Source organism: Polycyclovorans algicola TG408 (assembly GCF_000711245.1).
Taxonomy (GTDB): Bacteria; Pseudomonadota; Gammaproteobacteria; order Nevskiales; family Nevskiaceae; genus Polycyclovorans; species Polycyclovorans algicola.
In genome coordinates this window covers 2,367,835-2,381,596 of sequence record NZ_JOMH01000001.1, presented here as the reverse complement: position 1 = coordinate 2,381,596, position 13,762 = coordinate 2,367,835, and the positions used below count along the sequence as shown (strand labels likewise).

Here is a 13,762-nt window from a genome sequence, read left to right as displayed (position 1 = left end):
AGAGGAAAGCTAGGCCGTTCGACCCACGGCGTCACCCCGGACTTGATCCGGGGTCCAGTGCACCGCCCGATCAACCATCAATGCAAATCGACACCTGCACCGCCCAATCCCGGGATACCGAATCAGGTCTGGCATGACGGCAGGCGTCACCATCCCGTATTCGTCCCATCGGGTGAGGTCACCTCACCGCGCTTCGACAACCATCGGGTCAACAGCCGTCATGCAGAGCGGCCATCCTTTTCGAGGAGACACAGATGACGGCATCCGCATTCGAACGCGGCGCAACCCTGGTGTTCGGCGGCAGCGGTGGTATCGGCCAGGAAGTCGCCAAGGCCTTCGGTGCGGCGGGCAGCGATGTCGCCATCGTGTATCGCAGCAAGCAGGCGGTCGCCGAAACCATTGCGACGGCGATCACGGAAAGCGGGCGCAAGGCAACCATCCACGCCGCCGACGTGCGCGATCCGCAGCAGGTGCAGGCGGCCGTGGATGCCGCCATCGCGGTGCACGGTCGTGTGCACACGGTGGTCTGGGCGGCGGGCCCGGTGGTGGAGCAGGTGGCCATCGCCGACACCACGCCCGAGTTGTGGCGCCAATCCATCGACATCGAAGTGCACGGCTTCTTCAACGCCGTGAAGGCCACCCTGCCCCATCTGCGCACGTCCGGCGGCGGCTCGTACGTGCACCTCGGTTCGGCGGGCCATCTGTGGTGGCCGGCGAAAGACGGTTTGTCGGTGGCGCCCAAGGCCGCCAACGAAGCGCTGATCAAGGGCATCGCCAAGGAAGAAGGCCGCCACAACATTCGCGCCAACACGGTGCTGGTGGGGGTGATCGAGGCCGGCATGTTCCTCGAACTCAGCCGTCGCGGCGTGTTCGATCAGGCCTGGATCGACGAGACCCACAAGCTGCTGTGTCTGAAACGCTGGGGTCAGCCCGAGGAGATCGGCAGCGCCGCCGTCTTCCTCGCCACCAATGGTTATGTAACCGGACAACAGATCAACGTGTCCGGCGGGTTTGGCGTTTGATTCGTGATGTCTTCATCAATCCCTCGCCCGCTAGCGGGAGAGGGTGGCCGAAGGCCGGGAGAGGGCGCGCCGCAGGCGCGGCGGACTTTGCACAACAGCCCAGCCCCCTTTCGGGCGCCGCCCTCTCCCCGCAAACGTATACGTTTGCCCTCTCCCGCTTGCGGGAGAGGGGAGATAAATGTCATCAGCGCTTCTGCCCTATTCCATCCACTCCACCGAGTTGCCCATGCTCCCCCTCGAAGACATCGAACTGATCCGTCAGCTCAAATACGCCTACTGCCGCTGCATCGACACCGCCGCGTTCGATGAGCTGGAAACGCTGTTCACCGAAGACGCCAGCGTGCGTTATGAGGGTGGCAGCTACCTGTTTGAGGCCCAGGGCCGCGCCGATATTCTCACTGCGCTGCGCTATGCGTTTCACGCCGATGCCATCGCCCTGCACCACGTGAACCATCCGGAAATCACCGTCACCTCGGCCACCGAAGCAACCGGCGTCTGGTACCTGAAGGACTGGTTCTGCGACCTGCGCAACAAGATCATCACCGACGGCTCGTCGCTGTACCGCGACACCTACGTGAAGCAGAACGGCAAATGGCTGATCAAGCGCGCCACCTACTCACGCATTTTTCGAGATCGTCACGCCGTTCACCGAACCGCCCAACATCACCGCGCACCTGCTGGCGAAGACCGGCATGAAGCTGCCGCCCGCCTGAGCCCACCGTCGCGGGTGATCGCACCCGAACCCGAGAGCGCCGCAATGACTGAATCCTCCGCCGCACCCACAAGACTGTTCCACGGCTGGTGGATCGTCGCCGCCGGGTTCATCTGCACCCTGCTGGCGCTGGGCAGCACCACCTACACCTTTGGCCTGTTTGTGGCGCCGATGGCCGAGGAATTTGGCCTGTCGCGCGCCGATGCCAACGGCGGGTTCATCTTTTTGCTGCTGGGCTTTGCGCTGTGGGCACCCATCGTCGGGCGATTGATGGACCGCCTGCCGGCGCGCGCCGTGATGAGCGTCGGCGCCCTCAGCTTCGGCGCCGGCTTTTTCATCATCGCGCTGGCGCCTGCCCCGTGGATGATGGCGCTGGCCATTCTGTTTCCGGTGGCGTTCGGCACCGTGGCCTGTGGCGCGCTGGGCGCCAACACCGTGACGTCACGCTGGTTCCGCCGTCTGCGCGGCCGGGCGATGGGCTTGCTGGCGGTCTCGACGTCCGCAGGCGGCTTCACCATGCCGCCGCTGGTGGCCTTTTTGATGGAACAGTTCGGCTGGCGTACCGCGCTGATGATTCAGGGCACGCTGGTGTCGGTGATTGCCGCGCTGGTGGTGCTGTGGCTGATTCGCGACAAGCCCGCCGATCTCGGTCTGCAACACGATGGCGACTCTGCACCCCTGGATTTGCCGCAACAATCAGCGCAGGCAGCTGCACCCGGCGAAACCGTTTGGCGCTACGGGCCGCTGCTGCGCAACGCCAACTTCTGGCTGCTGGCCTGCGGTGCCGGCATCTTGCTGGGAGCAGATCAGGCGCTTTTGGCCAGCATGGTTCCCTACGGCATCGACGCCGGCTTCACACCAGCGCAAGCGGCGTTGCTGATGTCCAGCCTCACCTTCTCGGCGATCATCGGCAAGCTGATCATCGGTGCGCTGGCCGACCGGGTCGACAAGCGCTGGCTGTTCTGTGCCGTGGCGGCCTGCAACTTCACCTTTCTCATCGTGCTGATGAGCGGCCCCAGCTATCCGGTACTGATGCTGGCCTGCGGCATCATCGGGCTGGCGATTGGCGGCACCTATCCGCTGTGGATGACGCTCACCGCCGACTGCTTCGGCTCGGCCTCGTTCGGCTCGGTGATGGGTGCGATGAACCTGGTGGTGATGCCGTTCTCGATCGTCGCCATTCGTTTCATCGGCGAGGTCTTTGACCGCACCGGCGGCTACAACCCGGCGTTCATGGTGTTTATTGGTACCGCTGTGGTGTCGGCCTTGCTGGTGTTGATGGTGAAGCCTTCGCGCAGTCAGGTGGTGAGTCACGAGCCGGCCTAGATCGAGCGTCGACTCGACACGCTTTTCGATGTGATCGGCTGGCCTCAATGGCTCAGCCCGATTGCCCACTGCGGTGTCGTGCAGTGTCGTGAACACGAGCGAGTCGACATGCTGATCGAGCCGAGATGGATTCCGGGTCGCGCCCTAAACCCGTCATGCCGGACTCGATGCGGCTGCTGTCCAGAATAATGATGTTCGTAATGCTGCTGGCCTTTTCGTGACAAAGGCTGTGGTGCCAGCGGCCATCAAAGACGCGATTTCATATTCGCGATGTTTTCTCTCGCCCGCCTGCGGGAGAGGGGCGTCAAGCCCGGAATGCCAGCCAGGGTGAAGGCTGAAACCGGCGCAGATCTAACGACCCACTGCCCCGGAATCGCCCTCCGCTCTGGCCCGCAGCGCCTCATACAACTGCCCCGGCCCCAGCAGAATGTCCAGCAGCCCGGCGCGGACCTTATCGGACGCCAGCGCCTGCTTGCTCATCACGGTGTGTGCCGAAAGCGCGTCCATGATGGCGTTGGTGAACTCGTGGTTGAGGTCAGGCGAGTTGGAGAACTGCTCCTTGCTGTTGTTACCGGCCTGGGTCACCAGCGTTTCTGATTCGAGCAACTTCCCCTTGAGCACGTTATTCACGTAGACCAGTTGGTCGTCATCGCTCAGCTCGCCTTCGAACAGGTCGTTGAGCTTCTCGATGATCTCGGCCATGTAGACCTTCTCGGGCTCGCGCACCTCGCCCGCACCCGTTTCGGTCAAGGGTTTGAGTTTGCTCGGATCGCCGCCGTACAGGCTCAGGTCGGCAGTATTTTGCTCGCGCAACTTGTGGTGGGTGAGCACGACCTTGCTCAGGTCCACCTCGGCCCGCTCGCGGCCGTAGTCGAGCAGCGACACCAGCCGCTTGTAGAAGATCGCCCGCTTCTCGATGGCGGTGTTGCCGTAATCGAAGATCTGCGAGAGGAAGGCGTAGACGCGCACAAAGGTGCCAAGGTCGCGCTTGAACAGGGTCAGCGCGTTGAGTTGGTTCTGTGCCTCCTGCTCGGCCGTCGCGTCCTTTTTTGACTGAGCTGCCACCAGCATCTGCTTGGCCGTGCGGTACTGCTTGAGCAAGCGATCTGCCACCGGCTCGATGGCGGCGTTCATTTCTTTCTGCGTGCCGCTGGGGTTGAGCACCGCCTTCACCACGCGCTCGACCTCGAAGTCGTCGTAGTGGCCGCTGGCATCGAGCTTGGCACGCAGGTCGAACACCAGGTTGGGGTCGGTGATGCCGTCCAGCTCCGCCGTGGCGTGGTAAGTCTTGAACGCGGCCAGCACCTCGGCCGGATCATTCACGAAGTCGAGGATGTAGGTGGTGTCTTTGCCGGGATGCGCCCGGTTCAGTCTCGACAGCGTTTGCACGGCCTGTATGCCCGCCAGCCGCTTGTCTACGTACATGCCGCAGAGCAGCGGCTGGTCAAAGCCGGTCTGGAATTTGTTGGCCACCAGCAAAATCTGGAAGTCCTCGCCTGCAAAGGCTTCGCGGATGTCGCGCCCCTGCAGCCGGGGGTTCAGTGCCGGGCTGGTCTCGGTGAAGGCATCGGGGCCCGACTCCTTGTCGTTCACCTCGCCGGAGAACGCCACCAGCGTGCCCATGCTGTAGCCCTGCCGCTTGATGTAACGCTCGATGGCCAACTGCCAGCGCACCGCTTCCAGACGGCTACCGACCACCACCATGGCCTTGGCCTTGCCACTGAGCAGACCCGCGACGTTCTCGCGAAAGTGCTCCACGACAATCTGCACTTTCTGGCTGACGTTGTAGGGGTGCAGGCGCACCCAGCGCATCAGGCCTTTCATCGCCTCGTTGCGCTCCACCTCGGTTTCGTCCCACTCCTTGCCGTCGGCGGCCAGCTTGAAGGCCAGGCTGTACGGCGTGTAGTTGCGCAGCACGTCGAGGATGAAGCCCTCCTCGATGGCCTGGCGCATGGAATACACATGAAACGGTGCCGGCAGGTTATCCGGCCCGGCGGGTTGGTCGGGCTTGGGCAAGCGCCCGAACAGCTCCAGCGTCTTGGCCTTGGGGGTGGCGGTGAAGGCGATGTAAGTGATCCCCGCATCGCGCGCCCGCGCCGCCATCTGCACCGCCAGCAGGTCCTCGGTGCTGATCTCGCCGCCGTCGGCCAGATCCTTCAGTTCTTCGGCCGACAGCAACTGTTTGAGCTTGGACGCGGCCTCGCCGGTCTGGCTGCTGTGGGCTTCGTCGGCAATCACCGCGAAGCGCTTGCCTTGAGTTGCGGCCAGCTCCTGCACCGCCGCCAGCGCGTGCGGAAAGGTCTGGATGGTGCACACCACAATCTTCTTGTTGCCCGACAGCGCCTCGGCCAGTTGTGCGCTCTTGGCGCCCGCCTCGTTCTTGATCGTCGCCACCACGCCGGTGGTGCGCTGAAAGTCGAAGATGGCTTCCTGCAACTGGGAGTCCAGCACGTTGCGGTCGCTCACCACCAACACGGTGTCGAACAGCTTTTTGTGGGCGTCGTCGTGCAGGTCGGCCAGAAAGTGCGCGGCCCAGGCGATGGAATTGGTCTTGCCCGACCCCGCCGAGTGCTGCACCAGATACTTCTGCCCCGGTCCTTCTCGGCGAATGGCTGCCATCAGTTCGCGGGTGACATCCAACTGGTGATAGCGGGGAAAGATCACCGTCTTGATCTTCTTCTTCTCATCCCGCGGCGCCACCAGATAGCGGCCGATGATTTCCAGCCAGCCTTCCCGCGCCCACACCTTTTCCCACAGGTAGGCGGTGCGGTAGCCATCGGGGTTCACCGGGTTGCCTGCTGCACCCTCATCACCCAGGTTGAAGGGCAGGAAGAATGTCGCGGGCCCGGCCAGCTTGGTGGTCATCTTCACTTCGCTGGTGCTCACCGCAAAGTGCACCAGCGCGCCACGTGGAAAGTCGAGCAGTGGCTCGGCGGCCGCTTGCCCCTTGGGGCGCGGGTGGCGGTCAAAGCGGTACTGGTCTACCGAGTCATCAATGCTCTGGGTGAAGTTGGTTTTCAGCTCCGCCGTGGCCACGGCGATGCCGTTCAAAAACAGCACCAGATCAATCGAGTTTTCGTTGTGCAGCGAATAGCGCACCTGCCGCACCACCCGCAGGCGGTTGGCCTGATAGCGGGCCACGATGTCGGCATTCATCGCCAGCGCCGGCTTGAACTGCGCGAGCATCAAGGGCTGGCGCAGGCCCAGCAGCTCCACCCCGTGGCGCAGCACATCCAAGGTGCCGCGGTCATCCATCTGCTTGCGAATACGCTCCAGCAGCGTGGCCTCGGCGGCCGCACCGTGGTTCTTGCTCAGCACTTCCCAGGCCTGCGGCTGGGAGGTTTGCACCCAAGCCAAAACGTCCGCCGGGAACAGCGCCCGCACGCGGTCGTAGCCCGCCGCATCGCCCGCCGCGTAATGCCAGCCGTTGGCGGCCAGGTGATGGCACACGTCGTCTTCAAAGGCGATTTCTTTGTGCAGGCTCATGGCGCCGAGCCCAGCACAAACCTTGCACGTTCTCGCCGCAGCATCTCGAATAGCGTCATGTAGGGCACGTTCAGTCCGATACACGCATTGGGAATCTTGATTTGCCGCAGTCCGTCGGATGGCTTTTCATGCGTCACCACCGTGTGCCCTTGGGCCAAGGCCTGTGCGACCAACCAATAATCCGCAACATTCAAAAATGTATTGGCGGCGGCTGGCGTGAAATTTTGCGTACCTGCCCACTGGCTAACGCGTGGCAGCGCCGGAAGAACGGCACTGTCGGGCGCCATAAAGAATGTGGCTCCGCAAGCGTCGGCCCATTCAGCAAGTTCGTCGGTGCCGGCTTGCAGCTCAATGCGCACCTTCTCGATGCTGAATACCCGACCTGCCTTGTTGCCGCGAACCAGCCAGTCCCAAAACGCCGGGCAGAAGTCAAAGCCGTAGTGGAAATTCTTGGCCTGGATGAAGACATTGGCATCGAGTAAATAGGCCATCAGCTCGGGAAGCCCAAGCTTCGACCGAACTCGTTGAAGGTTTCCGTTTTGGCAATGCCGAGCATGCGGAACGCGTCGCGATACAGCGTGCGGCCCTCCAGTGTGCTTTCCACCAGCGCACGACCAAAACGGCGACTGATGCGCGAACGCGTCGTGGCATAGAAGTCCCCACCCGAGCTGCGCGACACCGCAGCAAGCCGCGCCAGCTCGCCTGCGTACGCCTGATTGAACTGACTGCGGCTTAGATAATGGGCATCCAGCAGTCGGCGCAACACCACCAACGAGCTGACCTTGAACTCACGGATCAGCCTTCTGAGTGTCGCGTCCAGGGCCTCATCGGCAGTGAGCGTGGCGTGCAAGGCCGACAACGGCACCAGCAGTTCTGCTGCCACTTGGTTACACCAGCGTTCGGTGAGGTTGTCCGTGTTACCGCTCACACTCACGTCGGACAAGGCCGAGGCCCCCAGCCACAGATGCGCCAGTTCATGGGCCAACGTAAACATCTGTGCCGACTTGCTGTCTGCGCCGTTGATGAACACCAGTGGCGCCATCGGGTCTGCCAGCGCGAAGCCGCGAAACTCTTCAGGGTCCAGCTTGCGGGTGTTGTTGTTCATTACCACGCCGCTGACCATCACCAGCACGCCGATCTGGTCGGCTTGCTCAATGAAGCGCCGCAGCGCCTCTTCCCAGGTGGCGCACTGGCGCCGCGCTTCAAGGTCGAAACCAAGGCGACGGCGCATGGCCGCAGCCGCCACTTCGGGAGGCGTCTGTGTGGTGCAAGACCCGATGAAGTCCAGCGGCGAATATCCACCCACGGTAACGAAGTCGCGATACCAGTCCTGCCGCTCCTGGCAGACATAAATCATGTCCAACAAGTTGGGGCTGGGCCGGGTCACCGCGCGCCCTGCCATGGTGCGGAAATCCGGGATGGGCAGCGGCTCCAATGGCGGCTCAGTCAAGAAAAAGAATCCAATCGGCGCATGTGTGGCGCGCGCGTAATCTTCAAGCTGGCGCAGCGTGGGTTGCAGCGCATGTGCCTCCCAAGCCGGCAGCTTGGGAAACCGCGCCGTCAGCTCAATCGGGTCCAGCCGAGCGCGTTCACGCGCCCAGCGCAGGAGTTCCGGACTAACGGCGACGCGCTGGCTCATTCCGCAATTACAGCACAGGGGTCCACGCCCGCTGCAACCGGCGTTTGCGACAGTAGGCCACGCACGTCGATCTGGCCGGTGACCGCAGCGGAGATCAGGGCGCTGCGGCGTTCTTTGAGGAGGGTGGTTGCCTCCTCAGCCTGATTAATTAAATCGTCGAACTGCCTCGCCATCGCTCGCACATGCAGCACCACTGCCTGCTGCTCATCGACCGGCGGCAATACAAACCGAAACGCTTGGATATCGGGCATGTAAATGGTGTTGTGTGTTGAGCCCATCATCAGTCGACGGAACTCTCCGCTCATAGAACGAAACACAAACAGTAAGTAGTCAGGCAATAGCGTTGGTCCGCAAATCCAGTTTGCGAAATCCTGTGTGGTCGCCATATCGACGCCCATCACCGCGGAAAATCCAACAGACGCAGTCCGGGAAAGGATGACAGTTCCTTTGGGAAGCAGCCGTGCCGAGGAGTTCGCCAGCCCCAGCTCGCTCACTTTCTCCTTCGTGTCGTAGACATACTCGACCCCCTGTTCCCTGATCTGCCATACGTCAGCCAGCGTGAACCAGGGAACCTCACAGTTCTCCCAATATTCAGGGTGGTTCCGACTTGGGGTGTGGCCCGATTCGAGCTTTGCCGCGAGACGGATTGGCATCACAGTCCAATGCGCCGGCACATCGCCCAGCCACTCGATGCCGGAGGGCTTCATCGGGGCATCGGGGTTGAGGCCCTTGGTGACAGCATGGGAGATGACGGCCTGTCGCTTTTCCTTGAGCAGCGCGATCAGCTTTTCCTGCTCCGCCACCAGCGCGTCGATCTTGCCGGTCTCGCGGTCGAGGAAGGCGGCGATGGCGGTTTGTTCGGCCTTCAGCGGACAAGCGACCCAGTGAGCACCCAGCGCACTTTGAGTCATGCTCGGAAGAGCAGTGTTGGTTGAGTAGTAATCAAACGGAACAGTGGTCGCCGCGTAGTAGCAAAACCTACCCGACGCAGTTGCTCGGATGCGCGTCCAGTACATCGTGTCCACAGTCCAAAACTTGCCGGTGACATGCAGTGGCCGATCGATGGTTCCCTTCCTGCCCAGCAGGACCGACTCACCGTCATGGAGATACTCAGACGCGTATGCGAAAACACCACCGGAACCATAGACCGGATAGCCGTGATCGACTTCAACGTTCTTGTGATCGGAGCCATTCTGAAATTCGAGAAGACGCTTGAATGGCGTGACGGCCCAATGCCCCGGCACCTCCCCCAACCACTCCACCCCGCTGTCCTTGTACTCGGGATATCGCGAAAAGCTCATGGCCGCTGCTCCCAGATCGCCGATACCCGCCAGTCCTCGGGAAAGCCCATTGCGATAAGGTTGATTTTGGGATGCTGGCCCAGAAGTGCGAGCAGGTTGGCCCTCCATCGGGACTCAGGGCTGATGACATCAAGCAGGTAAGTCAACATCACCAGGGTGTTGTAGAGCCTTTTGGGCACTGCAGCATTGAAGCAGGCGCCCAACCAATCCGGATTTCGCGGCAGCTTCATGCTGATGGTCATCTCACGATTCCATAGCCGACTGTGGTGAGCACATACGTTTCGGACGTAGGTCAAGTGATGACAGACCGACTCGAGAATTTGCTCATCCACGCCGTAGGTCTGGGCAATGCTCTTGCGATCCTTGCTGTCCGAAAGATTTTGGTACCACTCCGATAGCTGCCCGAACGACATGACCTCGCAGACCACCCACAGCGGCGGCATCGCCGGGTCGCTGTAGGTTTGCCGGTAATGTTGGACAAAGGTTTCTCGGCTGCGGCCCAGCTCTGCCCTGATGTTGTTGAGACAGCGTTCGTGCTTGTCAGCATCCCGGAACAGCGCCACGTCTTCGTGTGCGCTGGGGCCGTAGCGATTGGCGAGCTCGTAGGCCCAGCGGGTACGCAGCGAAACCTCGACCCGCTCAATGGCATCCATGACGAGCAACCGGAGCTTCCGATCAAAGCCGTATAAATCGAGGATGGTCTCGAATCGGGTGCCAGGCTTGAAAGCGTGGTCTCCGGGCGTGGCTGCAGGCTGCTCGTCAGGAAGCCAATACGCACGCAGTCGGTAGTAATTGATGTGGCACAGGTGGTGTCGGGCCGCCTCGATGTCGGACACTGTCATACCCCGCCGAATGAGCTGGGCGACCTGTTGCTCGATGGTGAGCGCTGGCTTGTTGAATTTCATGCGCGAACGACGGGCATAAAAAAACCCGCCCTGGTGCGCTTCCGTGGAGAGGCGTGGCGGGTGTTGTTACGCGATATTGTAAAGATGTCTAAACACAATCCAAGATCTGAGCGCGCTTTCAAGCGCAATTCATTGAAAAATATAAAAAGAAAATCCGGAAGCTCTGTCACGCCGTCAGACCCTTGGCCATTTTTAGAGCGAGGACGGTGGGCTGTTTTGGTGCGATCTGGATCGCGCCCAGCGAACGGGGACACCTGAAAACATTGAGGCGTCGATTGACTGGATGGCCTGCGCCCCGTCTGGGCAATGAGGTCGCGTGAAGCAGTGATCCCGCGCCCGCCCTCGGATTGAACCGTTTCCATTTTGGAAACGGTTGCCTCGAGGCTGAGCTCACCGCTGCTGAAAATGTTGCGGAGGTGTTTGGAGACGCCGGGCTTCTGTACACCGAAGAGATCGGCGATCTGGCCCAGCGTGAGCCAGAGGGTCTCAGACTGGTAGCGGACCTCTAGTTCTACTTCGCCGGTGTCGTAGATCTGGATCTCGCTCATGGGGCCGAGCACCTCTGATTCGGCGGCGCGCTGGGGCGTCGGGGAGGAATGTGCAAATTTTGCACATACGGAGCGAGCCGGTGCCTCACGCCGTCAGCCCCTTAATCATCTCCAGAATGCGGTCGGTGGTCTGCTTGAGTTCGGCGTCAATCACGTCCAGCGGGCGCGGCGGCTTGAAGACGTAGAAGTGCCGGTTGAAGGGAATCTCGTAACCTACCTTGGTTTTGTCAGGGTCGATCCAGGCGTCCGGGGCGTGGGGCAGCACTTCGCGCTTGAAGTAAGCGTTCACGTCTTCGCTGAGCGGCACGTTCTCGGTGTCGCGCAGGCTGCTGTCGGGCTGCGGCTTGCCTTTCTGCTTGCCCTTTTGGCCGAGGACGATGTTGCCCTGCTCGTCACGCAGGGGGCGCTCCACGGTGATGGTGCGGTAGCCAAAGTCTTCGTTGTTGAAGATGCGGCAGATGGGTTTATCGTCATCCTTCCATTCCACAAATTCGCCAAATAGCCGGGTGATGCGCTCGATGTGCGCGTCGCTGAGTTCCTTGCGTTTGCTGCCCAGGCTCTTGCGCATCTTCTGCCAGAAGCCGCTGGCGTCGATGAGCTGCACCTTGCCCTTGCGGGCGGCGGGCTTGCGGTTGCTGACGATCCACAGGTAGGTGCTGATGCCGGTGTTGTAGAACATGTCCGTCGGCATGCCAACGATGGCTTCCAACAGATCGTTCTCGATCACGTAGCGGCGGATCTCGCTTTCACCACTGCCCGCGCCGCCGGTGAACAGCGGCGAGCCGTTGAGCACGATACCGAAGCGGCTACCACCATCCTTGGCCGTACGCATCTTGGCGATGAGGTGCAGCAGAAACAGCATGGAGCCGTCGCTGACGCGCGGCAGGCCGGGGCCGAAGCGGCCGTTGAAGCCATCCTGCGCGTGTTCTTTGCGGACTTCCTTTTCGACCTTCTTCCATTCGACGCCGAACGGCGGGTTGGAGAGCATGTAGTCGAACTGCTCGTTGGGGTGGCCGTCTTCGCTCAGGGTGTTGCCGAAGGCGATGTTGGAAACGTCTTGCCCCTTGATGAGCATGTCGGCCTTGCAGATGGCGTAGGACTCGGGGTTGAGCTCTTGCCCGTGCACGGTGAGGCGGGCGTCTGGGTTGTGCTCGGCCAGGTATTCGCCGGCGATGCTGAGCATGCCGCCGGTGCCCGCTGTTGGGTCATAGAGGGTGCGAACCACGCCGGGGCGCGAGAGCACGTCGTCATCTTCAACAAAGATGAGGTTGACCATGAGGCGGATGACTTCGCGCGGGGTGAAGTGCTCGCCGGCGGTCTCGTTGGAGATTTCAGCGAACTTGCGGATGAGCTCTTCAAACACCAAGCCCATCTGGTGGTTATCGACCTTGTCGGGGTGCAGATCGATGCCGGCAAACTTTTCGGTCACGCGGTATAGCAGCCCGGACTTGGCGAGGCGCTCGATCTGGGTGTGGAATTCAAACCGCTCGAACACATCCCGCACGTCGGTGGAGAAACCCTGAATGTAGGCAAACAGGTTTTCTCGAATGTGGTCCTGGTCGCCCATGAGCTTCTTCATGTCCAGCCGCGAGGTGTTGAAGAAGCTGTGCCCGGCCTTGCGCCGCACGAACGGTTCGGGGTTGAGCCCGGCGTTGAATTTGTCGTCGTACTCGGCAATCACCGCGTCTTTGGTGGGCTCCAGCACGCAGTCGAGGCGGCGCAGCACGGTGAACGGCAGAATCACCTTGCCGTAGTCGGACTGCTTGTAGTCGCCACGCAGGAGGTCGGCAACCGACCAGAGAAAGGCGGAGAGGCTTTGTTGATTCATGGCGTGGTTATGGCGCTCGGGCTGACCCCCTGATCAGCCATCGGCCTGAACTTTACGGGGTAGTGCCGAAACGTGCGGAGACGCTGGCGGCTTTCGAAAAAGTCCCCGAGACTCGGGGGCTGTTCTGTGACGCTTGGTAGGCGCGATTGGACTCGACCACGCCCACCAGGCGGGGCGTCTGCCCACTGGGCAGACCACCCTCGAGCACGCCTCGGCGTGCGAGACATGAATGCTTCGTTGGTTCGAGGCCACCCTTGAGGCACAAAAAAACCCCCGGGTCTCGGAGGCCTAGTTGCAAATCTTGGTAGGCGCGATTGGACTCGACCACGCCCACCGGGCGGGGCGTCTGCCCATCGGGCAGACCACCCTCAAGCACGCCTCGGCGTGCGAGACATGAATGATCGTTGGTTCGAGGCCACCCTTGAGGCACAAAAAAACCCCCAGGTCTCGGAGGCTTAGTTGCAAATCTTGGTAGGCGCGATTGGACTCGACCACGCCCACCAGGCGGGGCGTCTGCCCATCGGGCAGACCACCCTCAAGCACGCCTCGGCGTGCGAGTCATGAATGATTCGTTGGTTCGAGGCCGCCCTTGAGACACAAAAAAGCCCCCGAGACTCGGAGGCTGTTCTGTGAAGCTTGGTAGGCGCGATTGGACTCGACCACGCCCACCAGGCGGGGCGTCTGCCCATCGGGCAGACCACCCTCAAGCACGCCTCGGCGTGCGAGTCATGAATGATTCGTTGGTTCGAGGCCGCCCTTGAGACACAAAAAAGCCCCCGAGACTCGGAGGCTGTTCTGTGAAGCTTGGTAGGCGCGATTGGACTCGAACCAACGACCCCTTCCATGTCAAGGAAGTGCTCTAACCAGCTGAGCTACGCGCCTTCAATTTGAAGGAGCGCGATTGTACGGGCCGGGGCGCCCGACGGCAAGCGACCTTTATCGTCGGTCCCTGGGCGCGTCAAATCGACCGCTTCAGGCGCCTGAAAGCCGCGGCA

9 protein-coding genes and 1 tRNA gene are annotated in these 13,762 nt (G+C 61.6%); 2 read left to right on the top strand and 8 right to left on the bottom strand.

Annotation, left to right across the window (positions count from 1 at the left end; translation table 11 throughout):
- Positions 1 to 254 precede the first annotated feature (254 nt).
- Positions 255 to 1,022: an SDR family NAD(P)-dependent oxidoreductase gene (locus U741_RS0111395; protein WP_029890597.1), complete on the top strand. Its 768-nt coding sequence runs from the start codon at positions 255 to 257 to the stop codon at positions 1,020 to 1,022.
- A 178-nt stretch (positions 1,023 to 1,200) separates the two neighbouring features.
- The gene (locus tag U741_RS0111390; protein WP_052378727.1) at positions 1,201 to 3,060 is read left to right on the top strand and encodes an MFS transporter; all 1,860 of its coding nucleotides are present in this window, start codon (positions 1,201 to 1,203) and stop codon (positions 3,058 to 3,060) included.
- 351 nt (positions 3,061 to 3,411) lie between these two features.
- Here the strand turns inward: U741_RS0111390 and U741_RS0111385 are convergent, their stop codons facing one another.
- From U741_RS0111385 to U741_RS0111345, 8 genes are all read right to left on the bottom strand, one after another.
- Positions 3,412 to 6,546 carry a type I restriction endonuclease subunit R gene (locus tag U741_RS0111385; protein ID WP_029890595.1) on the bottom strand — a complete coding sequence of 1,045 codons (3,135 nt, stop codon included), beginning with the start codon at positions 6,544 to 6,546 and terminating at the stop codon, positions 3,412 to 3,414.
- Positions 6,543 to 7,037, bottom strand: coding sequence for a DUF4411 family protein (locus tag U741_RS0111380; protein WP_029890594.1), 495 nt, complete (start codon positions 7,035 to 7,037; stop codon positions 6,543 to 6,545). The genes U741_RS0111385 and U741_RS0111380 overlap by 4 nt, the downstream gene beginning before the upstream one ends.
- Positions 7,037 to 8,185, bottom strand: a complete 1,149-nt coding sequence (locus U741_RS0111375; protein ID WP_029890593.1) for an ImmA/IrrE family metallo-endopeptidase — start codon at positions 8,183 to 8,185, stop codon at positions 7,037 to 7,039. Before U741_RS0111375 ends, U741_RS0111380 begins: the two co-directional genes overlap by 1 nt.
- A complete protein-coding gene (locus tag U741_RS17825) occupies positions 8,182 to 9,486 on the bottom strand; it encodes a restriction endonuclease subunit S (RefSeq protein ID WP_152551580.1) in 1,305 nt (434 codons plus the stop codon). The genes U741_RS0111375 and U741_RS17825 overlap by 4 nt, the downstream gene beginning before the upstream one ends.
- Positions 9,483 to 10,391 carry an Abi family protein gene (locus tag U741_RS0111365; RefSeq protein WP_029890591.1) on the bottom strand — a complete coding sequence of 303 codons (909 nt, stop codon included), beginning with the start codon at positions 10,389 to 10,391 and terminating at the stop codon, positions 9,483 to 9,485. The genes U741_RS17825 and U741_RS0111365 overlap by 4 nt, the downstream gene beginning before the upstream one ends.
- Positions 10,388 to 10,939: a virulence RhuM family protein gene (locus U741_RS19535; protein WP_200872712.1), complete on the bottom strand. Its 552-nt coding sequence runs from the start codon at positions 10,937 to 10,939 to the stop codon at positions 10,388 to 10,390. The genes U741_RS0111365 and U741_RS19535 overlap by 4 nt, the downstream gene beginning before the upstream one ends.
- 85 nt (positions 10,940 to 11,024) lie before the next feature.
- Positions 11,025 to 12,767: a type I restriction-modification system subunit M gene (locus U741_RS0111355; RefSeq protein ID WP_029890589.1), complete on the bottom strand. Its 1,743-nt coding sequence runs from the start codon at positions 12,765 to 12,767 to the stop codon at positions 11,025 to 11,027.
- Between the two features lie 805 nt (positions 12,768 to 13,572).
- Positions 13,573 to 13,649: transfer RNA gene (locus U741_RS0111345), tRNA-Val, on the bottom strand.
- Positions 13,650 to 13,762 lie beyond the last annotated feature (113 nt).

Excerpts from the sequence above, each read along its gene's own strand:
- U741_RS0111395 (WP_029890597.1), top strand. The coding sequence starts at position 255 with ATGACGGCATCCGCATTCGAACGCGGCGCAACCCTGGTGTTCGGCGGC.
- U741_RS0111385 (WP_029890595.1), bottom strand. The coding sequence starts at position 6,546 with ATGAGCCTGCACAAAGAAATCGCCTTTGAAGACGACGTGTGCCATCAC.
- U741_RS19535 (WP_200872712.1), bottom strand. The coding sequence starts at position 10,939 with ATGAGCGAGATCCAGATCTACGACACCGGCGAAGTAGAACTAGAGGTC.
- U741_RS0111390 (WP_052378727.1), top strand. The coding sequence starts at position 1,201 with ATGTCATCAGCGCTTCTGCCCTATTCCATCCACTCCACCGAGTTGCCC.
- U741_RS0111380 (WP_029890594.1), bottom strand. The coding sequence starts at position 7,037 with ATGGCCTATTTACTCGATGCCAATGTCTTCATCCAGGCCAAGAATTTC.
- U741_RS0111355 (WP_029890589.1), bottom strand. The coding sequence starts at position 12,767 with ATGAATCAACAAAGCCTCTCCGCCTTTCTCTGGTCGGTTGCCGACCTC.
- U741_RS0111365 (WP_029890591.1), bottom strand. The coding sequence starts at position 10,391 with ATGAAATTCAACAAGCCAGCGCTCACCATCGAGCAACAGGTCGCCCAG.
- U741_RS17825 (WP_152551580.1), bottom strand. The coding sequence starts at position 9,486 with ATGAGCTTTTCGCGATATCCCGAGTACAAGGACAGCGGGGTGGAGTGG.
- U741_RS0111375 (WP_029890593.1), bottom strand. The coding sequence starts at position 8,185 with ATGAGCCAGCGCGTCGCCGTTAGTCCGGAACTCCTGCGCTGGGCGCGT.